20 protein-coding genes and 5 tRNA genes are annotated in these 24,178 nt (G+C 71.0%); 16 read left to right on the top strand and 9 right to left on the bottom strand.

Features of this window, described 5'->3' with window-relative positions; genetic code table 11:
- Positions 1-11 precede the first annotated feature (11 nt).
- The 4 genes from BLW86_RS11375 to BLW86_RS11360 all read left to right on the top strand — a co-directional run bounded on the left by BLW86_RS11375 (position 12) and on the right by BLW86_RS11360 (position 5,592).
- Complete coding sequence (locus tag BLW86_RS11375) at positions 12-2,360, top strand: polysaccharide lyase 8 family protein (protein ID WP_107466208.1); 2,349 nt, start codon at positions 12-14, stop codon at positions 2,358-2,360.
- 153 nt (positions 2,361-2,513) lie between these two features.
- Positions 2,514-4,097 (top strand): acyl-CoA carboxylase subunit beta, encoded by a 1,584-nt coding sequence (locus tag BLW86_RS11370; protein ID WP_093873924.1) that lies wholly within the window; start codon positions 2,514-2,516, stop codon positions 4,095-4,097.
- 14 nt (positions 4,098-4,111) lie between these two features.
- Entirely contained in the window at positions 4,112-4,306 is a 195-nt protein-coding gene (locus tag BLW86_RS11365; protein ID WP_030693719.1) for an acyl-CoA carboxylase subunit epsilon, read from the top strand.
- An 80-nt stretch (positions 4,307-4,386) separates the two neighbouring features.
- The gene (locus BLW86_RS11360; protein ID WP_093873923.1) at positions 4,387-5,592 is read left to right on the top strand and encodes a hypothetical protein; all 1,206 of its coding nucleotides are present in this window, start codon (positions 4,387-4,389) and stop codon (positions 5,590-5,592) included.
- A gap of 77 nt (positions 5,593-5,669) precedes the next feature.
- Here the strand turns inward: BLW86_RS11360 and BLW86_RS11355 are convergent, their stop codons facing one another.
- From BLW86_RS11355 to BLW86_RS11320, 8 genes are all read right to left on the bottom strand, one after another.
- On the bottom strand, positions 5,670-6,251 hold the full coding sequence (locus BLW86_RS11355) for a GTP-binding protein (RefSeq protein WP_015036414.1): 582 nt from the start codon (positions 6,249-6,251) through the stop codon (positions 5,670-5,672).
- Positions 6,232-6,777, bottom strand: a complete 546-nt coding sequence (locus BLW86_RS11350) for a DUF742 domain-containing protein (RefSeq protein ID WP_093873922.1) — start codon at positions 6,775-6,777, stop codon at positions 6,232-6,234. The genes BLW86_RS11355 and BLW86_RS11350 overlap by 20 nt, the downstream gene beginning before the upstream one ends.
- Positions 6,778-6,868: 91 nt before the next feature.
- Complete coding sequence (locus tag BLW86_RS11345; RefSeq protein ID WP_026057603.1) at positions 6,869-7,282, bottom strand: roadblock/LC7 domain-containing protein; 414 nt, start codon at positions 7,280-7,282, stop codon at positions 6,869-6,871.
- Positions 7,283-7,289: 7 nt separating this feature from the next.
- Positions 7,290-10,550: a sensor histidine kinase gene (locus tag BLW86_RS11340; RefSeq protein ID WP_093873921.1), complete on the bottom strand. Its 3,261-nt coding sequence runs from the start codon at positions 10,548-10,550 to the stop codon at positions 7,290-7,292.
- 340 nt (positions 10,551-10,890) lie between these two features.
- A complete protein-coding gene (locus tag BLW86_RS11335) occupies positions 10,891-11,472 on the bottom strand; it encodes a GTP-binding protein (protein ID WP_017235981.1) in 582 nt (193 codons plus the stop codon).
- A complete protein-coding gene (locus BLW86_RS11330; protein WP_024756254.1) occupies positions 11,453-11,857 on the bottom strand; it encodes a DUF742 domain-containing protein in 405 nt (134 codons plus the stop codon). The genes BLW86_RS11335 and BLW86_RS11330 overlap by 20 nt, the downstream gene beginning before the upstream one ends.
- Positions 11,858-12,022: 165 nt before the next feature.
- Entirely contained in the window at positions 12,023-12,436 is a 414-nt protein-coding gene (locus BLW86_RS11325; RefSeq protein ID WP_015036421.1) for a roadblock/LC7 domain-containing protein, read from the bottom strand.
- Between the two features lie 9 nt (positions 12,437-12,445).
- Entirely contained in the window at positions 12,446-16,249 is a 3,804-nt protein-coding gene (locus BLW86_RS11320; protein WP_093873920.1) for a sensor histidine kinase, read from the bottom strand.
- Positions 16,250-16,817: 568 nt separating this feature from the next.
- Between BLW86_RS11320 and BLW86_RS11315 the strand changes: the two genes are divergently transcribed.
- The 9 genes from BLW86_RS11315 (at position 16,818) to BLW86_RS11275 (ending at position 20,815) form a co-directional block, all read left to right on the top strand.
- Positions 16,818-17,021 (top strand): hypothetical protein, encoded by a 204-nt coding sequence (locus BLW86_RS11315; RefSeq protein ID WP_093873919.1) that lies wholly within the window; start codon positions 16,818-16,820, stop codon positions 17,019-17,021.
- 131 nt (positions 17,022-17,152) lie between these two features.
- Positions 17,153-17,938: a fumarylacetoacetate hydrolase family protein gene (locus BLW86_RS11310; RefSeq protein ID WP_093873918.1), complete on the top strand. Its 786-nt coding sequence runs from the start codon at positions 17,153-17,155 to the stop codon at positions 17,936-17,938.
- A complete protein-coding gene (gene gltX, locus BLW86_RS11305; protein WP_093873917.1) occupies positions 17,931-19,406 on the top strand; it encodes a glutamate--tRNA ligase in 1,476 nt (491 codons plus the stop codon). The genes BLW86_RS11310 and gltX overlap by 8 nt, the downstream gene beginning before the upstream one ends.
- Positions 19,407-19,470: 64 nt before the next feature.
- Entirely contained in the window at positions 19,471-20,193 is a 723-nt protein-coding gene (locus BLW86_RS11300) for an HAD family hydrolase (protein ID WP_093873916.1), read from the top strand.
- 95 nt (positions 20,194-20,288) lie between these two features.
- A tRNA-Gln gene (locus tag BLW86_RS11295) sits at positions 20,289-20,360 on the top strand.
- Positions 20,361-20,400: 40 nt separating this feature from the next.
- Positions 20,401-20,473 (top strand) — tRNA-Glu (locus tag BLW86_RS11290).
- A 61-nt stretch (positions 20,474-20,534) separates the two neighbouring features.
- Positions 20,535-20,610: transfer RNA gene (locus tag BLW86_RS11285), tRNA-Glu, on the top strand.
- Positions 20,611-20,628: 18 nt separating this feature from the next.
- Positions 20,629-20,700: transfer RNA gene (locus BLW86_RS11280), tRNA-Gln, on the top strand.
- 42 nt (positions 20,701-20,742) lie between these two features.
- Positions 20,743-20,815, top strand: a tRNA-Glu gene (locus BLW86_RS11275).
- Positions 20,816-20,940: 125 nt separating this feature from the next.
- On the opposite strand, the gene ndgR is transcribed toward BLW86_RS11275, so the two are convergent.
- Positions 20,941-21,657: an IclR family transcriptional regulator NdgR gene (gene ndgR, locus BLW86_RS11270; protein ID WP_005311436.1), complete on the bottom strand. Its 717-nt coding sequence runs from the start codon at positions 21,655-21,657 to the stop codon at positions 20,941-20,943.
- Positions 21,658-21,797: 140 nt separating this feature from the next.
- On the opposite strand from ndgR, the gene leuC reads away from it, so the two are divergent.
- The 3 genes from leuC to BLW86_RS11255 all read left to right on the top strand — a co-directional run bounded on the left by leuC (position 21,798) and on the right by BLW86_RS11255 (position 24,154).
- Positions 21,798-23,222, top strand: coding sequence for a 3-isopropylmalate dehydratase large subunit (leuC, locus tag BLW86_RS11265; protein WP_030690682.1), 1,425 nt, complete (start codon positions 21,798-21,800; stop codon positions 23,220-23,222).
- A gap of 6 nt (positions 23,223-23,228) precedes the next feature.
- Positions 23,229-23,822: a 3-isopropylmalate dehydratase small subunit gene (gene leuD, locus BLW86_RS11260; protein ID WP_093873915.1), complete on the top strand. Its 594-nt coding sequence runs from the start codon at positions 23,229-23,231 to the stop codon at positions 23,820-23,822.
- A 104-nt stretch (positions 23,823-23,926) separates the two neighbouring features.
- Positions 23,927-24,154 (top strand): SCO5555 family protein, encoded by a 228-nt coding sequence (locus BLW86_RS11255; RefSeq protein ID WP_015036430.1) that lies wholly within the window; start codon positions 23,927-23,929, stop codon positions 24,152-24,154.
- Positions 24,155-24,178: the final 24 nt, after the last annotated feature.

The following is a 24,178-nucleotide window of genomic DNA, read 5'->3' as shown; positions in this document are numbered from 1 at the left end:
CTCCCGTGTCCCTGCCCCTCTGGTCCCGCCGCACCTTCCTGAGCACGACGGCGGCGGCCGCGGCCGCCCTCGCGCTGCCCCCCTCCGCCCACGCGGCGGACCCGGCCGTCCCGGCCGCCTCGGCCGACTCGGCCGACGAGTTCGAGGCCCTGCGGCTCCGCTGGCTCGACCTCCAGCTCGGCTCCGGCTTCGACGCCGGGGCCGAGCCCTACGCCGGCCGGCTCGCCGAGACGGGCACGCTCGCGCGTGCCTTCCGCGCGAGCATGGCCGCCACCCCCGCCTCGCTCTGGCCCGACGCCCCCTTCGACCCGCCGGCCGGCATCACCCAGAGCTACAGCCGCCTGTGGACCATGACCCAGGCGTACGTCCAGCCCGGCACCGGCCTCACCGGCGACGAGACCCTGCTCGCCGACGTGCTGCGCGGCCTCGACCACCTCTCCGCCACGGTCTACCGGGCGGGCGCCCCGCGCTACGGCAACTGGTGGGAGTGGCAGATAGGCAGCCCCCGCCTCCTCATGGACATCGTGGCCGCGCTCCACCCCCGTCTCGGCGCCGAGCGCGTCGCCGCCGCCTGCGCCGCCGTCGACCACTTCGTGCCCGACTCGGTCCTGCGGAGCTACACCGGCACCTCCACCGGCGCCAACCGCGTCGACCTCTGCCGCTCCGTCGCCCTGCGCGGCGTCCTCGGCGCGAACCCCGCCAAGATCGCCCTCGCCCGCGACGCCCTCTCGCCCGTCTTCCCGTACGTCACCCAGGGCGACGGCCTCTACGCCGACGGCTCCTTCGTCCAGCACACCTGGGTCGCCTACTCCGGCACCTACGGTCAGGTCATGCTCGACGGCCTCGGCCGGCTCTTCACCCTCCTCGCCGGCTCCAGCTGGGCCGTCACCGACCCGAACCGGCAGATCGTCCTCGACAGCGTCGAGAAGGCCTACGCGCCCTTCATCTACGACGGCCTGATGATGGACAGCGTCAACGGGCGCGCCATCAGCCGCGGATACCTCAGGAACGACGACCGGCGGATCATGCGCTCCGACCACTTCCACGGCCAGGGCGTCATCGCGGCCATCGCCCTCCTCGCGGGCGGGGCGTCCGCCGCCGAGCGGGACCGGTGGCACGCGCGCGTGAAGGGGTGGATCGAGCGCGACACCGTCTCCCCGGTCCTCGCCGCCCGCCAGTTCGGCGTCGCCGACCTCGCCCGGCTGCACGCCGTGGCCGCGGCCCCCGTCCCGGCCGCCCCGGAGCCCACCGGCCACCGGCTCTTCCCCGCCATGGACCGGGCCGTCCACCGCCGCCCCGGCTGGGCCGCCAACATCTCCATGGCCTCGAACCGGATCACGTACTACGAGTGCGGAAACGGCGAGAACCCGCGCGGCTGGCACACCGGTGCCGGGATGCTCTCCTGGTGGACCCCGGGCCTCGGCGACCAGTACACCGACTGGTTCTGGCCCACCGTCGACCCGTACCGCCTCCCCGGCACCACCGTCTCCACCAGGCGGCTCGCCGACCGGGCGGGCGGCGAGTGGGGCGCGCCCCGGCCGGCCGTCCGCTGGGTCGGCGGGACCACCGACGGCGAGTACGCGGCCGTCGGCCAGCACCTCAAGGGCCTCGGATCCACCCTGGAGGCCCGCAAGTCCTGGTTCTGCACGGCGGACGCGGTCGTCTGCCTGGGTGCCGGGATCACCGCGACCGACGGCGTGCCCGTCGAGACGGTCGTCGACAACCGCCTCCTCGGGGAGGAAGGCACCCAGTCCTTCACCACCGGCGACGGCTGGGCGCACCTGGACGGCCACGGCGGCTGGGTCTTCCCGCAGGGGGCCGGGAACCTCCGCACCCTGCGCGAGGACCGCACCGGAGCCTGGAGCGACATCAACACCACCAGCTCCACCGAGCGCCGGACCCGCCGCTACCAGACCCTCTGGTTGGACCACGGCACCGATCCGGCCGCCGCCTCGTACGCGTACCTCCTGATGCCGGGCGCCTCCCCGCGGACGCTCGCCGCCCGCGCCGCCGACCCCGACTGGCTGCACGTTCTCGACAACACCGCCGAGCGGCAGGCGATCGCCGTCCCGTCCCTCGGGCTGACCGCCGCGAACCTCTGGCAGGCCGGTACGGTGGGACCGCTCACGGTCACCGCGCCCGCGAGCGTCCTCGTCCGGCGCCGCCGCTCCGTCCTGGACCTGAGGGTCTCCGAGCCGCTGCGCACGGGGCAGCCGCTGGAGCTGGTGTGGAACCGTCCGGTCCGCCGGGTGGTCCGCCACGACCCCTCGGTGGAGGTCCTCGCCACCGGGTCCTCGCTGCGGCTGCGGATCACCCCGGGAACCGGGGGAGCGACCCACGGTTGCGAGGTTCTGCTCTAGGTCTATGTCGGACCCCTACAAACACGAGGGGTGCCTGGCTGTTGACTCGGGCTGGACGGGCGAGGGTTCTGTCCAGCCCCACCAGGATTCGACACGCGAGACTGTACGGAGTCGACGGCGGGGTTTTCTTGTGTGACTTCGTAGGGTCGGTACATGACCGTTGTGGACCAGATCCCGAGCGAGCCCGCTGACGCCCGTGGCCGAGTGGCCGAGCTGCACGTCCTGCGCGAGCAGGCGCTGCGTGGCCCGAGTGAGCGCGCCACCGAGGCCCAGCACGCGAAGGGCAAGCTGACGGCGCGTGAGCGCATCGAGCTGCTGCTCGATCCTGGTTCCTTCAGCGAGGTCGAGCAGCTGCGCCGGCACCGCGCGCAGGGCTTCGGCCTGGAGGCGAAGAAGCCGTACACCGACGGTGTCATCACCGGCTGGGGCACGGTGGAGGGCCGCACGGTCTTCGTCTACGCGCACGACTTCCGGATCTTCGGCGGCGCCCTGGGCGAGGCCCACGCCACCAAGATCCACAAGATCATGGACATGGCCATCGCGGCCGGTGCGCCGCTGGTCTCCCTGAACGACGGCGCCGGCGCCCGGATCCAGGAGGGCGTCTCAGCCCTCGCCGGCTACGGCGGCATCTTCCAGCGCAACACCAAGGCCTCCGGTGTCATCCCGCAGATCTCGGTGATGCTCGGCCCGTGCGCCGGCGGCGCCGCCTACAGCCCGGCGCTGACCGACTTCGTCTTCATGGTCCGCGAGACCTCGCAGATGTTCATCACCGGTCCGGACGTCGTCAAGGCGGTCACCGGCGAGGAGATCACCCAGAACGGCCTCGGCGGCGCCGACGTGCACGCCGAGACCTCCGGCGTCGCGCACTTCGCGTACGACGACGAGGAGACCTGCATCGCCGAGGTCCGCTACCTCCTGTCGATGCTCCCGCAGAACAACCGCGAGAACCCGCCGACCGTCGCCTCCGAGGACCCGGCCGACCGCCGCTCGGACGTGCTGCTCGACCTGGTGCCCGCCGACGGCAACCGCCCGTACGACATGCACAAGGTCATCGAGGAGCTCGTCGACGACGGCGACTACCTGGAGATCCACGAGCGCTGGGCCCGCAACATCATCTGCGCGCTCGGCCGCCTCGACGGTCAGGTCGTCGGCATCGTCGCCAACCAGCCCCAGTCGCTGGCCGGCGTCCTCGACATCGAGGCCTCCGAGAAGGCCGCGCGCTTCGTCCAGATGTGCGACGCCTTCAACATCCCGATCATCACCCTTCTGGACGTACCCGGCTTCCTGCCCGGCGTCGACCAGGAGCACGGTGGAATCATCAGGCACGGCGCGAAGCTGCTGTACGCGTACTGCAACGCGACCGTGCCCCGGATCTCCCTGATCCTGCGCAAGGCCTACGGCGGCGCCTACATCGTGATGGACTCCCAGTCCATCGGCGCCGACCTGACGTACGCCTGGCCCACCAACGAAATCGCGGTCATGGGCGCCGAAGGCGCCGCCAACGTCATCTTCCGCAAGCAGATCGCCGAGGCCGAGGACCCCGACGCCATGCGGGCCCGCATGGTCAAGGAGTACAAGGCCGAACTGATGCATCCCTACTACGCGGCCGAGCGCGGCCTGGTCGACGACGTCATCGACCCCGCCGACACCCGCCAGGTACTCGTCAAGTCCCTCGCGATGCTCCGCACCAAGCACGCCGACCTGCCGTCCCGCAAGCACGGCAACCCGCCTCAGTAAGAGGAGTCATCCACGTGACCAGCCCCGCCAACCTTCTCCGCGTCGAGAAGGGCACCGCCGACCCCGAGGAGCTCGCCGCCATCACGGCCGTGCTGCTCGCCCGCGCCGCCTCCCAGCCCGCCGAGGAGACCCACCGCGGCCGCACCCAGGCCGGCTGGCGCCGCCTGGAGCGCGAACACGGCTTCCGCGCGCCCCACAGCTGGCGCTGACCTCGCCGTACCGAAGGGCCCCCGCTCCCGCACAGGGAAACCGGGGGCCCTTCGGCGTCCCCGGCCCGTAGCATCGCCTGATGCGGAAGATCGACATGCTGATGCCGGACCGGGGGCAGCCCGACACCGCCGCCCTGCGGGCCCACGCCCCCGACGCCCTCGCCCGCTACGTGCTCGACCCCGACCAGGCCTGGTGGCGCCGGCGGATCTGCGTCCAGGCGCTCGCCGGCCGGGTCCCGGAGGCCCGGGTCCCCGGCCTCTTCGCCCGGATCCGGGACGAGGACGAGACGGCCGAGGTGCGCATCGCGCTCCTCGGCCTCCTCTCGGGCCGGACGGAACTCCTGCCCTGGCTGCGCGACGAGGCGGGGCGGGGTGACGGTTCGTACGGTGTCGCCGAGGCGGTCCTCAAGGCCCGCGGCCTGCTCGGCGACCGCACTGCCGCCTCCGGCTTGTCCACGCTCGCGGCCTCGCCCTGGCAGCGGTGGCGGGAGGACGGGGAGGCCGGCCTCGACGGCCTGACGGAGCACCACGGCGCCGACGCGATCCTGGCCGACCTCGGGGAGGAGCGGCCCGAGGACCGCCGCTTCGCGCTCCGGACGCGGCACCGCGCGGGGCGGGACGTGATCCCGTACCTGGCCGACCCGGATCGCGGCGTCGCCCACCTGGCCCACACGCTCGTCGCGGATCCCGACCGGCTGCGCGCCTTCCTGGACGGGGAGCCCGCTCCCGAGGCCGCCGTGTGGGCCGTGTGCGCCCTGCACGGACTCACCGAGGACCGGGCGGAGACCCGCCGGCTCGACGAGCGGCTCGGCAGCCCCCGGGTCGAGGTCGACGGCCTCGACGAGGAACTGCGCCGGGCGATCGTCCACGAGTACGCCCCCCGGTGCGAGTGGGGGAGCGACCCCCGCTGGCGCCTGGAAGTCCTGTGCACCGAGCCGCCCGGCCGCCCGGACCAGGCGGACCGGCTTGCTCGGGCGACGGCCGCGCTGACCGCCGCCGGTCTCGCTCCGGACCCGCCGGTCTCCGCCGGGGACCACCACCAGCAGGGCGACGGGACCTATCACGTGATCTCCTGCGGCGGCGAGGACGTCCTCATCAGCGTCCTCGGGCGCTTCGCCACGGGCCACGACGACCGGCACCCCGCCCGGCGGGCCCTGGAGGAGGCCGGCTTCCGCTGGATCGACCGGGCCACCGGCGGCATCGAGGTCACCGACCTGTGCGTCTACTACTTCGGCGGGCGCGGGCACCGCGACGTCGACACCCTGCTGTTCTACTGGCAGGACTGAGAGGACAGGACGTGGAAAGGCCCCGTGCACCGGATCCGGTGCACGGGGCCTTTCCACGTCCTGTCGTCCCGCCGGGACTACCGCAGGCGTGCCATGAGGGCGTGCTCGACGAGCGTGATGAGGGCGCTCTTGGCGTCGGCGCGGTGGCGGGCGTCGGTGGTGATGATGGGGGTGTCGGGGCCGATCTGGAGGGCCTCGCGGACCTCTTCCGGCTGGTAGGGCTGGTTGCCGTCGAAGCCGTTGAGGGCGATGACGAAGGGGAGGCCGCTGTTCTCGAAGTAGTCGACGGCGGGGAAGCAGTCGGCGAGGCGGCGGGTGTCGACCAGGACGACGGCGCCGATGGCGCCGCGGACGAGGTCGTCCCACATGAACCAGAAGCGGTCCTGACCCGGGGTACCGAAGAGGTACAGGATCAGGTCCTGGTCGAGGGTGATGCGGCCGAAGTCCATGGCGACGGTCGTCGTCGTCTTGTCGCCGGTGTGGGTGAGGTCGTCGATGCCCGCGGACGCGGAGGTCATGACGGCTTCGGTACGCAGCGGGTTGATCTCCGAGACGGCGCCGACGAACGTGGTCTTGCCCACGCCGAAGCCGCCCGCCACCACGATCTTCGCGCTGGTGGTTGAACGGGCCGCGCCGCCGCTAGAGCTTGCGAAGTCCACTGAGCACCCTTTCGAGCAGTGTCACGTCTGGCTGACCGCCGGCGGCCTCGTCGCCGCCGGGCTGGTGGATGGCGACGAGTCCGGCCTCGGCCAGGTCGGCGACGAGGATTCGGGCGACGCCGAGGGGAATGGAGAGAAGGGCCGAGATCTCCGCGACCGACTTGATCTCGAAGCAGAGCCGGCAGATCCGCTGGTGCTCGGGCAACTGCCCCTGCAGCCGGGCCGGGTCGGCCGTCGTACTGACCAGCGCCTCGATGGCGAGCTGGTAACGCGGCCGGGTCCGGCCACCGGTCATGGCGTAGGGACGCACCAGCGGGTTGTGGCCGCCGGAACCGCCCGCGGCGCCGCGCGAGGCGGACGGCGAACCCGCGGCCGACGGGACCTGAGGCTGCGCGTAGGGCTGCGACACGCCCTGTCTGCTCGGGGCGGAGGGAAAGTTGAACCGGTTGTTCTGCGCGGTGTCGCCCAGGGGCGCCTGGTGCGCGTCATAACCGTTGTAGGGGCTCGCGCCCGGCGGTGTACCCACGTCTCCTCCTCCGACTGCCTCGCGGTCCATGTCCCTTGAACCGCGCCACCGCACCTTACGGTGCGGTGACGTGAAACGCACTGTCCGTCTGTTAGTTGAGAAGACTTCCCTGAAGTTCCGCCCGCAGGTCGGGGGTCAGAACCGTGCCCGCGCGATCCACGAGCAGAGCCATCTCGTAGCCCACGAGACCGATGTCGGCCTCCGGGTGGGCGAGCACGGCCAGCGAGGAGCCGTCCGAGATCGACATGATGAAGAGGAAGCCGCGCTCCATCTCCACCACGGTCTGGTTGACCGCACCACCCTCGAAGATCCGGGACGCGCCCGCGGTCAGCGAGGTCAGTCCGGAAGCGACGGCCGCCAGCTGGTCGGCGCGGTCACGGGGGAACCCCTCGGACATCGCCAGCAGGAGTCCGTCGGCGGAGACCACCACCGTGTGCGACACCCCGGGGGTGTTGTCCACGAAGTTGGTGATCAACCAGTTCAGATTCTGCGCCGCCTGGCTCATGCTCACACTAACGCTCCTGGTTGTAGGTACTGCCCGGGCCGAGGCCCGATCCGTTCGTGTCCGTTCCCGCGCTGCGCCCCTGCTGGACGCCCCGGCGCAGGTTGCTCAACCTGCCCCGTACGTCCTCGGGTGCGCGGGAGACCTGGGGGCCGCCCTGCGGGGTCTGCTCAGCCGTCCCCTCGACCAGGTTGGCCTTCGGGACCCGCCGGGGGAGACCGGACGAGGTGACCCCGCCCGCCTTGGGGTCCTTGAGCTTTCCGGCCCGCTGCCAGCGCTCGTCGTTGGTCGAGCGCCATTCGTCGGAGCCGTGGGCTGCGTCTTGCTGCTGCACCGGCTGCGCGGGCTTCGGCTGCTGCGGCGCCTGCTGCGGCACCTGCTGCGTCTGCGGGGCGACGCTGCCGCGGCGCGGCAGACCGGCGTCGGTCAGCGCGTGTCCGGCGTCCGGGGCGGGACTCGCGGTCGGGCCCGGACGGTCGAAGCCTACGCGCTCGGGGGCCTGTTCGGGAGCGCTCGGAGCAGATTCCGGTTCCGCTCCGAAATCCTGTCCGTAGCCACCCTGGTAAGCGTTCTGATCCGACCACTCTGCCTGGTGGGGCTGGGGATCGAACGCATTGCCGTACTGCTGGTGTTCGGTTCCCGAGGTCTCGTACGAGGCTTCCGCATAGCCCTGCTGCGGGTACGCCTCGTAACCCTGCTGCGGGTAGGCGTAGCCCTCCTGCTGCGGGTAGGCGTCCTGCTGCTGGAAGCCGTCCTGCTGCGGGTAGCCGGCCGCGTACTCCTGGCCGTACTCCTGCGCCGGGTACTGCTCCGCCGGGTACTCCTGGGCCTGCTGCTGCCCGTACTCCTGGCCCTGGTCGTACTCCTGGCCCTGGCCGTACTGCTCCGCAGGCTCCGTCTCGTCGCGGAAGAGCGGACGGTCGCCGCCCTGCGCCTGGGCCTCCAGGGCGGCACGCCGCCCTTCGCGCTGGAGCGAGCGGTTGACCGGGTCGAGCTGGCGCTCCTCCTCGGCCGGCTGCTCGTAGCGCGAGTCGTCGAAGCCGAGGTCGGCCGCGGTGAGCATCGGCTGCGGCGCGGCGCTCTCGAAGGCGTTCTGCTGCTGTTGCTGCGGGATGATCTGCGAGACGGTGAAGTCGTCCTGGAGCGGCTGCTCGCCGCCACCGCCGTGCGTGATCGCGTCCGGCAGCATGACCAGCGAGGTCGTCCCGGCCTGCTCGCCCGAGGGGCGGAGCTGGACCCGGATGCCGTGCCGGTCGGCGAGCCGGCCGACCACGAAGAGGCCCATGCGCTGCGAGACGGCGGCGTCCACGGTGGGCGGGTTGGCCAGCTTGTGGTTGATGTCCGCGAAGTCCTCGGCGGTGAGGCCGATGCCCTTGTCGTGGATCTCGACCATCACGCGGCCGTCGGGCAGACGGGTCGCGGTGACGCGGACCTTGGTCTGGGGGGAGGAGAACGTGGTGGCGTTCTCCAGGAGCTCGGCGAGCAGGTGCACGAGGTCGGTCACGGCCTGGCCGTGGATCTCGGCCTCCGGGACGCCGGCCAGCTCGATGCGCTCGTACTGCTCCACCTCGGAGGAGGCGGCGCGCATGACGTCGACCAGCGGGACCGGCTGGTCCCAGCGGCGGCCCGGCTCCTCGCCGGCGAGGACGAGGAGGTTCTCGCCGTTGCGGCGCATACGGGTGGCCAGGTGGTCCAGCTTGAAGAGGTTCTCCAGCTGGTCCGGGTCGGCCTCGTTGTTCTCCAGGTCGGTGATGAGGGTCAGCTGGCCCTCGATCAGCGACTGGTTGCGGCGCGAGAGGTTCGTGAAGATCGCGTTGACGTTGCCGCGGAGCATGGCCTGCTCGGCGGCGAGCCGGACGGCCTCGCGGTGGACCTGGTCGAAGGCGCGGGCGACCTCGCCGATCTCGTCCTGCGAGTCGATCGGGATGGGCTGGACGCGGGTGTCGACGCGGCCCGGCTCCGTGCGGGAGAGCTGGTCGACCAGCATCGGCAGGCGCTGCTCGGCGATGCCGAAGGCGGCGTTCCGCAGCTCGCGCATCGAGCGGCTCATCTGGCGGGCCATCATCCCGGCCAGGATGAAGGCGGCGAGCAGGGCGACGACGACGATGCCGCCGTTGACCCAGGCGTCCCTCTTGGCCTCGTCGGAGATGGCGGCGGCCTCGGTCACGGCCTTGTCGACGAGGGTCTTCTCGACCTCGCTGTAGCCGTCGAACTTGGCGGTGGCGACGGCCATCCAGGTCTCGGGCGTGATGCCCTTGCCCTTCAGCTCCTTGATGCCGTCGGAGCCCTTGGCGGTGCCGATCTGGGAGGCGACGCCGGAGTAGACGGAGCCGTCCTTGCCCTTGGGGAGCTCGATGCCGGCCGCGGCCATCCGCTTCTCGCCGTCGGCGGCCTTGCCGGCCATGACCTTCTTGAGGAGGTCGACGTCCTCGGGCAGACCACCGGAGCTGAACTCGCCGAGGGCGATCTGCTCCAGGTAGTTGTACGAGTTGAACGCCACGGACTGCTGGGCGAAGACGGCCTCGTCGTGGCTGGGCCGGACCAGGAGCTGGGTGCCGATGGAGCGCTGGAGGGACTCCGCGCCCTTCGAGAGCTGGATCGCGTAGACGGTGCGGCCGTAGCTGGTGATGTTCCCGGTGCCCAGACCGAGCTCGTTGGAGAACTCCATCAGGTAGTGCTGCACGCTCGTGTAGCCGAGCTGGGTGTTCACCGGGTCGAGGGAGCGGGTGTACGCGGCCTTGCGCAGCGTCTCCAGCTTCGGCTCCTCGTCCTGGAAGAGCCGCAGACGACGCTCCAGGCCCTGGCCCGACGGCATGTTCTTGACGGCCTCGTCGAACTTGGACTTGGCGGAGTCGGTCGCGGCGTACGCCCGGGTGACCTCGTCGACCTTGCGGTCCTCGGGGGTCTTCGCGACCAGCAGGGGGCCGGCGGTGAGGTCGCGCTCGTTGAGCAGGGCGGTGCCGTACTCCGAGGCGGCGCGCACGATGAGCGCCGTCTTCTCGGCGTCCTGCGCCTCCTGCCAGGTGTCGATGGCCGACTTGACCTGGAAGCTGCCCATGACGAGGCCGGTGAGCACGGGTATGCAAAGGATCGCGTTCAGCCGGGTGGGCACCCGCCAGTTGCGCGGCGAGAGCTTGCTGGAGCTGCCCTTGGGAGCCTCCACGGGGGGCGGCGTCACGGGCACGTCCGCGGGCGACATCGCCGTACGCGACGGCGGCGTGAAGTTGCCCCGCGTCTCCTGCTCCGCGGAGCTTTCCTTGCTTCGCCTCACTCGACCAACAACCTCTCGGCGTCGGCACCTACGTTGTGCCGGTGTTTCGTTCAGGGCCGTACTACTCGGGAGTTCATGAATTGCAGCACGTGAAGGGGGTCCGTTCCAAACAGTGGGAAGCGGCCCCTTTCAGTGGTCCAGGCCTCGCATAAAACGGGCATAAAGAGCGAGCCCCGCCAAAAGGCGGGGCTCATGTGAGCGCAGTGACACCGACCGGATGCGTCGGGTGTCCGGGGCGCCCCAATTCTCTGTCGAAACGTTATGAACACGGGGACGGCCGTGTCGAAGGACACAGACCGCCCCTGGCAGCGGCATATGACAACTGCCCTGACCGGTCCCTTTACTTGAGGCGTGCCATGAGGGCGTGCTCGACGAGCGTGATGAGGGCGCTCTTGGCGTCGGCGCGGTGGCGGGCGTCGGTGGTGATGATGGGGGTGTCGGGGCCGATCTGGAGGGCCTCGCGGACCTCCTCCGGCTGGTAGGGCTGGGCTCCGTCGAAGCCGTTGAGGGCGATGACGAAGGGGAGACCGCTGTTCTCGAAGTAGTCGACGGCGGGGAAGCAGTCGGCGAGGCGGCGGGTGTCGACCAGGACGACGGCGCCGATGGCGCCGCGGACGAGGTCGTCCCACATGAACCAGAAGCGGTCCTGACCCGGGGTACCGAAGAGGTACAGGATCAGGTCCTGGTCGAGGGTGATGCGGCCGAAGTCCATGGCGACGGTCGTCGTCGTCTTGCCACCGGTGTGCGTCAGATCGTCGATGCCGGCCGACGCGGAGGTCATGACGGCTTCGGTACGCAGCGGGTTGATCTCCGAGACGGCGCCGACGAACGTGGTCTTGCCCACGCCGAAGCCGCCCGCCACCACGATCTTCGCGCTGGTGGTCGATCTGGCCGCGCCGCCGCTAGAGCTTGCGAAGTCCACTGAGCACCCTTTCGAGCAGTGTGACGTCCGGCGTGCCGCCGGTCTCTCCGTTGCCCGGCTGGTGGATCGCCACCATGCCGGCCTCCGCCAGGTCGGCCACGAGGATCCGGGCGACACCGAGCGGCATCGACAGGAGGGCCGACACCTCGGCCACCGACTTGACCTCGCGGCAGAGGTGGCAGATCCGCTGGTGCTCCGGAAGGAGCGTGGCGAGGTGTGCCGGGTCGGCCGTGGTGCTGACCAGCGCCTCGATGGCGAGCTGGTAGCGCGGCCGGGTCCGGCCGCCGGTCATCGCGTACGGACGCACCAGCGGCTGGTCGCCCTCGTACCCGTACTCGTCGACTGAGGCGCCGTACGGATCGTGAGAGGCGGGGGGCGGGGTCATGAATCCTCCGGGCGTGACAGCAAGACTTCTGCCGTCTGATGGGGCCGGTGGGGGGCCGGGTGGGGCGGCCGGACGATGAACAGTGTCCAGAACGGTACGGAGGGGCGTACCGCCCTGCGGATCGGTCGATGCGGACGGATGTGGGGTCCGTCCGCCGTGCGTGACCTAGTGGAGCAGGCTGCCCTGGAGCTCCGCACGGAGATCCGGGGTGAGGACGCTGCCGGCCCGGTCGACCAGCAGCGCCATCTCGTAGCCCACGAGGCCGATGTCGCACTCGGGGTGAGCGAGCACGGCCAGCGAGGAGCCGTCGGAGACCTGCATGAGGAAGAGGAAGCCGCGCTCCATCTCCACCACGGTCTGTGCCACGGGACCACCCTCGAAGATCCGGGACGCGCCCGCGGTCAGCGAGGTCAGTCCGGATGCGACCGCCGCCAGCTGGTCGGCGCGGTCGCGGGGGAATCCTTCGGACATGGCCAGCAGGAGTCCGTCGGCGGAGACCACCACTGTGTGGGACACCCCGGGGGTGTTGTCCACGAAGTTGGTGATCAACCAGTTCAGATTCTGCGCCGCCTGGCTCATCGCGTTCAACTAACGCTCCTGCTGATGGTTCGGACCGAGGTGGTGGCTACCCGTGGTCGAGTTGCCGGCCTGGCGGCCCTGCTGGATGCCGCGGCGCAGATTGGTGAGCCGGCCGCGGACGTCGTCGGGTGCACGCGAGACCTGGGGGCCGGCCGTGTGGGCCTGCTCCTGTGCGGTCCCGGGTACGAGGTTGGCCTTCGGCACACGGCGCGGAAGACCGGAGGTGGTGACGCCGCCGGCCGCGGGCTTGCGCACCCGCTCCGCCTGGCGCACCAGCTCGTCGTTGGGCGAGGTCCGCCAGGCGGCCCCGCCGTTCTGGCGGCCGCCGTCACCGGCCGGGTCACCGGCCGGACGGGGCGCCGGAGCGGACGGCTGCGACACGACCGGGGTCTGCATCGTCTGCGCCGGATCCGCCTGTCGCGCCTGCTCCTGGTGCGACCAGCTGGTCTCGAGCGTGTCGTACAGCGGGGTACGACCGTCGCCCGCGCCACCGGCCGGCGGCAGGGCCTCCGGCCGGCGCGGCTGCTGGAGCTGAGGCTGCTGCGGCTGCCGGCCGGCCGGCTCGGCCGGACGCGGGGCACCGAAGTCGTTGCCGCCCCGCTGGCGCGGCGCCGGGGGCTGGGCCTGCGGGGCCTGCTGCTGCGCCTGCGGCACGAAGGGCTGCCGGCCGAACTGCTGCTGGCCGCCCTGGTACGCCTGGGGCTGCTGGGCCTGCTGCTGCTGGGGCTGCTGCGGGGCGCCGAAGTCCGGGCGCGGGAACTGGCCGGTGGAGCCGGGACCCTGCGGAGCACCGAAGTCGGGGCGCGGGAACTGCGCCGTCGACGCCGGGTCCTGCGCACCGCCCTGGTAGGCCTGCGGGGCCTGCTGCTGCGGGAACTGCTGCTGGGGCTGCTGCGGGGCGCCGAAGTCCGGGCGCGGGAACTGGCCCGTGGAACCGGGGCCCTGCGGAGCCGCCGGGGACCCGAACAGGCCCGCCGACTCCGGCTCCTCGTGACCGCGCGGGGCGTCCAGCGGGGACATCTCCTGCTGCGGGCGCCGGACCGGCTGCTGCTGCGGGTCGTTGCCCCAGCTCGCGGCCTGCGGGCGCTGCTGCTGCGCCTGCGGGTCGCCGCCGGGCAGTTCGGCGCGCGGGAGGTCGTAGCCGCCCTGCTGGTTGCCCTGCGGCTGCTGCGGCTGCTGCGGCTGCTGCGGTGCCTGCGGGCCGGACTGGTTGCCCCACACGTCCGTACGGGACGGGATGGCGCTCGCGGCGCCGCCGATGAGGCCGCCCCCGCCGGGGCCCGGACGCAGCGCGTCGGGCGACTGGGGAGCCTGCGGGGCCTGCGGCAGCCGGCCGGTCTGCTCCGACTGGGCGTTCTGCGGCTGCGGGGTGCGGGGCTGGGGCGCGCCGTCACGGGCGGGCAGCGCGGCCCGGGGACCGCTCGTACCGACCTGACCGCGTGTGGCACCGGCACCGGCACCGAGGCGGCCGGCCGTCGAGGACGGGGCACCGCCCTGGCCCGGACGTCCGCCGCCGGGGCCACCGGCCGCGCCGGGGCCGCCGGGGAGACGGCCGCCGGGGGCCGAGGCGCCCTGGCCCTGCGGCATCGCGCCCTGGCCGCCCGCGCCCGGCTTGGGCATGGGCTTCTTGCCGCCCTGGGCGACGTCGACGGGGAGCATGACGAGCGCGGTGGTGCCGCCCGAGTCGGACGGGCGCAGCTGGATCCGGATGCCGTGTCGCAGGGACAGGCGGCCGACCACGAACAGGCCCATGCGGCGGGAGACGGAGACGTCCACGGTGGGCGGCGAGGCGAGCCGCTCGTTGATCGCGGCGAGGTCCTCGGGGGAGAGGCCGATGCCGGTGTCGTGGATCTCGACGAGCACGCGGCCGTCGGGCAGGGCGTGACCGGTGACCCGGACCTTGGTCTGCGGGGAGGAGAACGAGGTGGCGTTCTCGAGCAGCTCGGCGAGGAGGTGCACGAGGTCGTTGACGACGCGGCCGGCGACCTCGGTCGCCGGGACCGCGGCCAGTTCGATGCGCTCGTACTGCTCCACCTCGGAGGCGGCGGCACGGAGGACGTCGACCAGCGGGACCGGGCGGGTCCAGCGACGGCCCGGCTCCTCACCGGCGAGGACGAGGAGGTTCTCGCCGTTCCGGCGCATACGGGTCGCGAGGTGGTCGAGCTTGAACAGCGAGGAGAGCTGGTCCGGGTCGGCCTCGCGGGACTCCAGCTCGGAGATGAGCGAGAGCTGACGCTGGATGAGGCCCTGGGAACGGCGCGAGAGGTTGGTGAACATCGCGTTGACGTTGCCCCGGAGGAGGGCCTGCTCGGCGGCGAGGCGGACCGCCTCGCGGTGCACGTCGTCGAAGGCCGCGGCCACCTGGCCGATCTCGTCGCGGGAGTGCACACCGACGGACTCGACGGAGGTGTCGACGTCCTGCGGGTCGGACTCGGAGAGCTGCTTGACGAGCTCGGGCAGGCGGTCCTGGGCGACCTTGGTCGCGGTGTCCTGCAGCCGGCGCAGCGAGCGGATCATGGACCGGGCCACGACGAAGGCGCCGATGAGCGAGACGCCGAGGACGAGGAGGATCAGGGCACCGTTGATGATGGCGTCGCGCTGAGACTCCTGCTTCAGCTCACGGGCCATCGTCTCCATGTCGCCGAGCAGACCCGCCTCGATGCGGTTCATGGCGGAGATCTTGGTGCTGTACTCGTCGGTGAAGTTCAGGTGACCTCGGCGCGGGCCGTTCGGCATCGCGTCGTCCGAGTTCAGCACGCGCTCGGCGTACTTGTTGGCGGCGTTGATCGACGGGTCGCCGCTGTTCAGCGACTCGGTCCGCTCGGCGGCGTCACCGCCGGTCGACTCGTAGATCGCCTGGAAGGACTTGAGCTCGACGCCCTCACTGTTGAGGGCGGCCTCGCCGTAGAGGCGGTCACCCTGCTGGAGCTTGCCGGAGGTCCGGTCGCTCGGGGGAAGCGCGGACGCGATGATCGCCTGCTGGATGGAGGCGTACTCCTTGGCGGACGAGAACGCGGCGAGCGCGCGGGTCCGCTTGATCATCTCGGGGTTGCTGGTCGCCTGCGCCATGTCCTGGGACAGGCTGAGGAGCGAGCGGATGAGGCGGCTGTAGGCCTCGACCGTCACCGAGTGCGAGACGCCCTTCTCGTAGGCGCTGCCCCGGATGGAGTGGAGCTCGGTGACCTGCGAGGCGATCTGGCTGACGTTCTGGCGGATGCTGCGCAGCGCCTCGTCGCCCTCGGTGGCCGGGATGTCCTCGGTGGCCTCCAGGAAGGCCTTGTACTCGCGGTCCGTCTTCCGGCGCGGGTTGGCGACCTGGTAGTCGCTGACCGGGCGGCCGTTGGCCAGCGGGCCGGCGGACAGGTCGCGCTCGGCCTGCAGGGCCTGGGCGAGGCCCGTGGCCTCTCGGGTCAGCTTGGTGAGCAGCTGCATGTGGTCGAGCTGCTCCATGTCCTGGAGCGAGTCGCTGATGCGGATGCCGCCCAGGGTGGTCGCCGCGACCACGGGGAGGGTGAGGAGCGCGACGAGGCGCGTGGAGATGCGCCAGTTGCGCAGGGCTATTCGGGGGCCGACCTCGTTCTCGGCCCGGACCTTGGGGGGAGCGGCGGACGGCTCGGCGGAGGTGGCCGCGGCGCTCGCGCGCCTGCCGCCCTCACCGCCGCCGCCGGACGGTCCCTGACCCTGGTTCGGGGTGTGCGGGGCCGAGGGACCGCGGTCGGTCCCGGCACGCGGTTCCTGCTCCGCCGGAGCATCCGCTCGGCCCTGGCGGGCCTGGGGAGACCCCGAGCCATCCCTCTTGAAACGTCCCTGCACTAGCGTCGCAACCTCTGGACCAGGCGTCCTTCCGGATGAACGGAGAGGACGGTGTCGGCGTCGATCGGGGTGCGTGGCGCACCCCAGGTGGTCGTCGGTGACCGGCGCAGTTCCCCCTTTCCCGCCACGCGGCCGGCGCTGCGTTGCGCCCTCTGCGCGCCGGCTTGAAACCCGCGGCGGTGCGTGGAATTCCAGCACAGTGCCGGATCTCCAACAAGAGCCGCGTGTCGCGGCGGGAGGGGGATGACAACGCGTGCACGATGCGTCACCCCATGTAGAAGATGATCACGGAGGATTCGGACTTTTCTGTCCCAATGGTCGGGCATCCCCGTGTGTCCCAGTCGACATGATCAGGAGCGGAATGGCTCGTTCAATGACGTAATGTCCCTTTCCGTGACGACCGGGGGCGGTCCGCAATGCCCGGAATGTAACGCCAGTGGTGAGCAAACTCACACCCAAATCGATGCCTCAGCCATGCATTCGAAGGGAATCGCATGTTTAGCCTGACGCTTTACACCCCTTCGCGCCCGTACGGGCGCCTCTCCCGGAACAAGGTCTGATCACCGCGATGAAGACGACGACGCTCCGCACCACGGCCAACCCCCGCCGTTCCACCCTCGTCCACCTCTCGGACGCCGCAGAGCTCGGCCGGGGCGCCCAGCCGGAGTACTCGGCGGAGCTGCCCGGCAACACGGCCAACCCGCGCCGCACCATCCTGATGCAGGCCCCCGCTCCCTACGAGCCCCAGCCGTACGCCTCCGCGACCCGCTGACACCCGGGGCGTCAGGGCCTGCCCCCGGCTCCCGCATCGGCACCGGTGATATCGCCGGTCGGCCGCCCCCTCGCCGCGTTAGCCTGGAGCGTCAGACTCCAGCCAGTAGCAAGTGAGGGGCGACAGCACTCGTGCGCATCGCCAGATTCTCCATCGACGGCAATGTGGCCTTCGGCGCCGTCGAGGGCGAGGGAACCGTCGAGTCCGGCGGCCTCGTCCTCGACATCATCAAGGGCATCCCGTACACCGACTTCGAGCTCAGCGGCACCAAGGTCCCGCTGAGCAAGGTACGGCTCCTGCCGCCCGTGCTCCCCAACAAGGTCGTGGCCATCGGCCGCAACTACGCCGAGCACGCCGCCGAACTCGGCAACGAGGTCCCCGACGTCCCCGTCGCCTTCTTCAAGCCCACCACCTCGGTGATCGGCCCCGGCGACGCCATCGAGTACCCCTCCTTCTCCGACGAGCTGCACCACGAGGCCGAACTGGCCGTCGTCATCGGCCGCATGTGCCGTGAGGTGCCCCGTGAGCGCGTGAAGGACGTCGTCTTCGGCTACACCTGCGCCAACGACGTCACCGCCCGCGACGTCCAGCAGCGCGAGAAGCAGTGGGCCCGTGCCAAGGGCTTCGACACCTCCTGCCCCCTGGGCCCCTGGGTGGAGACCGACCTCGACCCGAGCGACCTGACCATCCAGGCCACGGTCAACGGCGAACAGCGCCAGCTGGGTCGGACGAGCGACATGATCCGCTCCATCGAGGACCTGGTCGTCCACATCACCGAGGCCATGACGCTGCTCCCCGGCGACGTCATCCTCACCGGCACCCCCGCCGGAGTCGGCCCCCTCAACGTCGGCGACGAGGTCGCCGTCACCATCGAAGGCATCGGCACTCTCACCAATAAGGTGATCAAGCGTGGCTAACGCGAACATCCGCGTCCGTTTCTGTCCCTCGCCGACCGGCAACCCCCACGTGGGCCTGGTCCGCACCGCCCTCTTCAACTGGGCCTTCGCCCGGCACAACCAGGGCACCATGGTCTTCCGCATCGAGGACACCGACGCTGCGCGCGACTCCGAGGAGTCGTACAACCAGCTGCTCGACTCGCTGCGCTGGCTCGGCCTCGACTGGGACGAGGGCCCCGAGATCGGCGGCCCCCACGCGCCGTACCGCCAGTCGCAGCGGATGGACATCTACAAGGACGTCGCGGACAAGCTGCTCGCCGGCGGTCACGCGTACCACTGCTTCTGCACCGCCGTGGAGCTGGAAGCCCGCCGCGACGCCGCCCGCCTGGCCGGCAAGCCGTCCGGTTACGACGGCACCTGCCGCAACCTGAGTGCCGAGCGCATCGAGCGCTACCGCGCCGAGGGCCGCGAGTCGATCGTCCGCTTCCGGATGCCCGACGAGCCGATCACCTTCACCGACCTGGTCCGCGGCGAGCTCACCTTCACCCCGGACAACGTGCCGGACTACGGCATCCTCCGGGCCAACGGCGCCCCGCTGTACACCCTGGTCAACCCGGTCGACGACGCCCTGATGGAGATCACCCACGTCCTCCGCGGCGAGGACCTGCTCTCCTCCACCCCGCGCCAGGTCGCGCTCTACAAGGCGCTGATCGAGCTGGGCATCGCCAAGGAGATCCCCTCCTTCGGCCACCTGCCGTACGTGATGGGCGAGGGCAACAAGAAGCTCTCCAAGCGCGACCCGCAGGCCTCCCTCAACCTCTACCGGGAGCGCGGCTTCCTCCCCGAGGGCCTGCTGAACTACCTGTCGCTCCTCGGCTGGTCCTTCTCGGCCGACCAGGACATCTTCACCATCCCCGAGATGGTGGCGAAGTTCGACATCGCCGACGTCAACGCCAACCCGGCGCGCTTCGACCTCAAGAAGGCCGAGTCGATCAACGCCGACCACATCCGGATGCTGGACGTGAAGGCCTTCGCCGCGGCCTGCGAGCCCTGGCTCCGCGCCCCGCACGCCCCCTGGGCCCCCGAGGACTTCGACCAGGCCGCCTGGGAGGCCATCGCGCCGCACGCCCAGACCCGCGTGACCGTCCTCTCGGACATCACGGCCAACGTGGACTTCCTCTTCCTGTCCGAGCCGGTCTTCGACCAGCCCTCGTGGGACAAGGCCATGAAGGGCGAGCCCGCGGCCCTGCTCACCACCGCCCGCGAGAAGCTCGACGCGGCCGACTGGAGCGACCCCGAGTCCCTCAAGAACGCCGTCCTGGCCGCCGGCGAGGTCCACGGCCTCAAGCTCGGCAAGGCGCAGGCCCCGGTCCGCGTGGCCGTCACCGGCCGCACGGTCGGCCTGCCGCTCTTCGAGTCCCTGGAGATCCTGGGCAAGGAGAAGACCCTGGCCCGCATCGACGCGACCCTGGCGAAGCTCGCCGGCTGATCCGCGCCGTACTACGCACCGGTACCCCCGTCCCGCGCCCGCGGGCGGGGGTACCGTCGTCCCCATGACCATCCGCGCGGTGCTCTGGGACATCGACGACACGATCTTCGACTACGCGAGCGCGGACCGGACCGGGATGCGGGCGCACCTCGCCGCCGAGGGGCTGCTGGACGCCTGGGGCTCCGCCGAGGAGGCCCTGCGGCGCTGGAAGGAGCTCACGGAGCTGCACTGGCGCCGGTACGAGGCCGAGGGCGGGGACTTCCGGGACCAGCGGCGCGACCGGGTGCGGGACTTCCTCGGGCGGCCGGCGCTCACCGCCGCCGAGGCCGACGACTGGTTCGACCGGTACGTGGTCCACTACGAGGCCGCCTGGGAGCTCTTCCCCGACACCGTGCCCGTCCTCGACCTGCTGGCCCGGGACTACCGCCACGGAGTGCTGTCCAACTCCAGCATCCACAACCAGGACCACAAGCTCCGCGCGCTGGGCGTACGGGACCGCTTCGAGGCCGTGGTGTGCGCCGCCGAGCTGGGGGTGGCCAAGCCCGCCGCGGAGGCCTTCCACGCCGCCTGCACCCTCCTCGACCTGCGCCCCCACCAGGTGGCGTACGTCGGGGACCACCCGGACATCGACGCCCGGGGCGCCGTGGAGGCGGGCCTCCGGGGGATCTGGCTGGACCGCGCGGGGACCGGCGGGAGGCCCGAGCTGACCCGGATCACCGACCTCCGCCAGCTGCCCGCGCTGCTGCGTGCGGATACGCGTTTTGGAGCACCGTCCACCTTCGGGTAATGTTCTTTCTGCGCCGAGGGGAACGGGCCGAAAGGCCGGAAAGCCCCGGAAGCGCAAGCCGAGCAGGATCCCTTATCGAAGTGATCAAGTTCCGGTGGCCTATGGTGTAATTGGCAGCACGACTGATTCTGGTTCAGTTAGTCTTGGTTCGAGTCCAGGTAGGCCAGCTCGCAGAGCTCATCTGCACCTGTGGATGGCATCCACGAAGCCCCCGTTGTGTAGCGGCCTAGCACGCCGCCCTCTCAAGGCGGTAGCGCCGGTTCGAATCCGGTCGGGGGTACAGATCCTTCCCGCGGGATCACCTGGGTAGCTCCCGGTGGTCTCGATGCAGGATCGCTAGGGCCCCCGTTGTGTAGCGGCCTAGCACGCCGCCCTCTCAAGGCGGTAGCGCCGGTTCGAATCCGGTCGGGGGTACCAACTGGTCTAAACCACCAGTGGCCTATGGTGTAATTGGCAGCACGACTGATTCTGGTTCAGTTAGTCTTGGTTCGAGTCCAGGTAGGCCAGCGCAGTAAATCCAGGCGATCCGTCGCGTGGAAGCAAGATCTTGCCCCCGTTGTGTAGCGGCCTAGCACGCCGCCCTCTCAAGGCGGTAGCGCCGGTTCGAATCCGGTCGGGGGTACAAGACGAAGAAGCCCTTCCCTTCGGGGGAGGGCTTCTTCGCTGTTCGGTACCGCGCACACAACTCCGGCCCACCGCTGCGGCGTTGGAGCGGTGGGCCGGGACGAACAGGAGGGACGGCGGAGCTCAGCCGTTGCGGCGGAGCGCCTCGGAGAGACGGGCGGCGGCGTCGATGACCGCCTGGGCGTGCATACGGCCCGGGTGGCGCGTCAGACGCTCGATGGGGCCCGAGACCGAGACGGCGGCCACCACGCGGTTCGAGGGACCGCGTACGGGCGCGGAGACGGACGCCACGCCCGGCTCCCGCTCGCCGATCGACTGGGCCCAGCCGCGGCGCCGTACGCCCGACAGGGCCGTCGCCGTGAAGCGGGCGCCCTGGAGGCCGCGGTGCAGCCGCTCGGGCTCCTCCCAGGCCATCAGGATCTGCGCGGACGAGCCGGCCTTCATGGTCAGCGTCGAGCCGACCGGGACGGTGTCCCGCAGGCCCGAGAGCCGCTCGGCCGCCGCCACGCAGATGCGCATGTCGCCCTGGCGTCGGTAGAGCTGGGCGCTCTCGCCGGTGACGTCGCGCAGATGCGTCAGAACCGGGCCCGCGGTCGCGAGCAGGCGGTCCTCGCCGGCCGCGGCGGCGAGCTCCGCCAGGCGCGGTCCGAGGATGAACCGGCCCTGCATGTCACGCGCCACCATCCGGTGGTGTTCCAGTGCCACGGCCAGTCGGTGGGCCGTGGGTCGTGCGAGTCCCGTCGCCGCGACCAGTCCTGCGAGGGTGGCCGGACCGGACTCCAGGGCGCTCAGGACAAGGGCTGCCTTGTCGAGAACGCCTACGCCGCTAGAGTTGTCCATGCAACGATATTCGCGTCTCACTCTGTGAAACGCAAGTTCAATTTTTCTCGGAACCTGTGACCCTGGTGATGCGGCCGCACAACGGCCCGCGAAACGGGTCTCTAGTTGTGCCGGCGTAGACGTCGGCCGGAGGGAAAGCGATGGGTAGGACACTCGCGGAGAAGGTCTGGGACGACCACGTCGTCCGGCGCGCCGAGGGCGAGCCCGACCTCCTCTTCATCGATCTGCACCTGCTGCACGAGGTGACCAGCCCCCAGGCCTTCGACGGTCTCCGGCAGAACGGCCGGCAGGTGCGGCGCCTCGACCTCACCATCGCGACCGAGGACCACAACACCCCCACCCTCGACATCGACAAGCCGATCGCCGACCCGGTCTCCCGCGCCCAGCTGGAGACCCTCCGCAAGAACTGTGCCGAATTCGGCGTCCGGCTGCACCCGCTCGGCGACGTCGAGCAGGGCGTCGTCCACGTCGTGGGCCCCCAGCTGGGCCTGACCCAGCCCGGCACCACCGTGGTCTGCGGCGACTCGCACACCTCCACGCACGGCGCCTTCGGCGCGCTGGCGTTCGGCATCGGCACCAGCCAGGTCGAGCACGTGCTCGCCACCCAGACGCTGCCGCTGGCCCGCCCCAAGACCATGGCGATCACGGTCGACGGCGAGCTGCCCGAGGACGTCACCGCCAAGGACCTGATCCTGGCGATCATCGCGAAGATCGGCACCGGCGGCGGCCAGGGCTACATCCTGGAGTACCGCGGCTCCGCCATCGAGAAGCTCTCGATGGAGGCCCGGATGACCATCTGCAACATGTCGATCGAGGCCGGCGCCCGCGCGGGCATGATCGCCCCCGACGAGACCACCTTCGCCTATCTGAAGGGCCGCGCCCACGCCCCCGAGGGCGAGGACTGGGACGCCGCCGTCGCGTACTGGAAGACCCTGAAGTCCGACGAGGACGCGGTCTTCGACGCCGAGGTCGTCATCGACGCGGCTGCGCTGGCGCCGTTCGTCACCTGGGGCACCAACCCGGGCCAGGGCGCGCCGCTTTCGGCGAACGTCCCCGACCCGGCTTCGTACGAAGACGCTTCGGAGCGCCTCGCCGCCGAAAAGGCCCTGGAGTACATGGGGTTGACCGCCGGGCAGCCGCTGCGCGACATCAAGGTCGACACCGTCTTCGTAGGCTCCTGCACCAACGGCCGCATCGAGGACCTGCGCAACGCGGCCTCCCTCCTGGAGGGCCGCAAGGTCGCCGACGGCGTCCGCATGCTGGTCGTCCCCGGCTCGGTCCGGGTCGCCCTGCAGGCCGTCGAGGAGGGCCTGGACAAGGTCTTCAAGGAGGCCGGCGCCGAATGGCGGCACGCGGGCTGCTCCATGTGCCTGGGCATGAACCCCGACCAACTGGCCCCCGGTGAGCGCTCCGCGTCCACCTCCAACCGCAACTTCGAGGGCCGGCAGGGCAAGGGCGGCCGCACCCACCTGGTCTCCCCCCAGGTCGCCGCCGCCACCGCCGTCCTGGGCCACCTGGCCTCCCCGGCCGATCTGTCCGACGTCGCCACCACCGCGGGGGTCTGAGGAACCATGGAAGCTTTCACCACGCACACCGGCCGGGCCGTCCCGCTGCGTCGCAGCAACGTCGACACCGACCAGATCATCCCGGCGCACTGGCTGAAGAAGGTCACCCGCGACGGCTTCGAGGACGGTCTCTTCGAGGCCTGGCGCAAGGACTCCGAGTTCGTCCTCAACCGCCCCGAGCGGCAGGGCGCCACGGTCCTGGTCGCCGGCCCCGACTTCGGCACCGGCTCCTCCCGCGAGCACGCCGTCTGGGCGCTCCAGAACTACGGCTTCCAGGCGGTCATCTCCTCCCGCTTCGCCGACATCTTCCGCGGCAACTCGCTGAAGAACGGCCTGCTCACCGTCGTCCTCCCGCAGGAGACGGTGGACGCCCTCTGGGAGCTGACCGAGGCCGACCCGACCGCCGAGATCACCGTCGACCTGGAGACCCGCAAGGTTCTGGCCGCCGGGATCGAGGCCGACTTCGAGCTCGACGAGAACGCCCGCTGGCGACTGCTCAACGGTCTCGACGACATCAGCCTCACCCTTCAGAACGAAGCGGACATCGCTGCCTACGAGGCCGCTCGACCGGCCTTCAAGCCCCGTACAATTACGTTCTGAGCAGCGCTTTTCCAAGACTGCGCCCCCCACCGACCGGTGGGGGGCGCAGTCGCTTGTTGAGACCCTGTCGGGCGACAACTCGCCCTAGATGGCACAATCGGTGCATGGAACGCGACAGCCAACTCGAGCTCTACGAGGCAGTCGCCGCCCGATTGAAGGAAGCGCACACAAGGGTGCGCTCACTGCAAGTCCCGGAGGGCGTAAGGATGGCGCTGTCCCGGAAGCTGCTGGTCGTCACGGCAGCGGCGAAGCACGATCTCAAGGACGCGGCCACGCGTCTCGACCGGTTGATGAAGGACCTCGATGAGGGCCGATTCCCAGAGGACGACTGACACCAGGAACTCCGCAACGGAACT

Origin of the sequence: Streptomyces sp. TLI_105, assembly GCF_900105415.1 — a bacterium.
In the GTDB taxonomy this organism is placed as follows: domain Bacteria; phylum Actinomycetota; class Actinomycetes; order Streptomycetales; family Streptomycetaceae; genus Streptomyces.
Note: the sequence above shows the minus strand (reverse complement) of the source record. Positions and strands in the feature narration are given on the sequence as shown.

What these genes read in the sequence shown, in the direction of transcription:
- BLW86_RS11315 (WP_093873919.1), top strand. Translation starts at nt 16,818, where the DNA reads ATGAAGACGACGACGCTCCGCACCACGGCCAACCCCCGCCGTTCCACC.
- BLW86_RS11370 (WP_093873924.1), top strand. Translation starts at nt 2,514, where the DNA reads ATGACCGTTGTGGACCAGATCCCGAGCGAGCCCGCTGACGCCCGTGGC.
- BLW86_RS11325 (WP_015036421.1), bottom strand. Translation starts at nt 12,436, where the DNA reads ATGAGCCAGGCGGCGCAGAATCTGAACTGGTTGATCACCAACTTCGTG.
- BLW86_RS11300 (WP_093873916.1), top strand. Translation starts at nt 19,471, where the DNA reads ATGACCATCCGCGCGGTGCTCTGGGACATCGACGACACGATCTTCGAC.
- leuD (WP_093873915.1), top strand. Translation starts at nt 23,229, where the DNA reads ATGGAAGCTTTCACCACGCACACCGGCCGGGCCGTCCCGCTGCGTCGC.
- BLW86_RS11360 (WP_093873923.1), top strand. Translation starts at nt 4,387, where the DNA reads ATGCGGAAGATCGACATGCTGATGCCGGACCGGGGGCAGCCCGACACC.
- BLW86_RS11255 (WP_015036430.1), top strand. Translation starts at nt 23,927, where the DNA reads ATGGAACGCGACAGCCAACTCGAGCTCTACGAGGCAGTCGCCGCCCGA.
- ndgR (WP_005311436.1), bottom strand. Translation starts at nt 21,657, where the DNA reads ATGGACAACTCTAGCGGCGTAGGCGTTCTCGACAAGGCAGCCCTTGTC.
- BLW86_RS11330 (WP_024756254.1), bottom strand. Translation starts at nt 11,857, where the DNA reads ATGACCCCGCCCCCCGCCTCTCACGATCCGTACGGCGCCTCAGTCGAC.
- BLW86_RS11345 (WP_026057603.1), bottom strand. Translation starts at nt 7,282, where the DNA reads ATGAGCCAGGCGGCGCAGAATCTGAACTGGTTGATCACCAACTTCGTG.
- leuC (WP_030690682.1), top strand. Translation starts at nt 21,798, where the DNA reads ATGGGTAGGACACTCGCGGAGAAGGTCTGGGACGACCACGTCGTCCGG.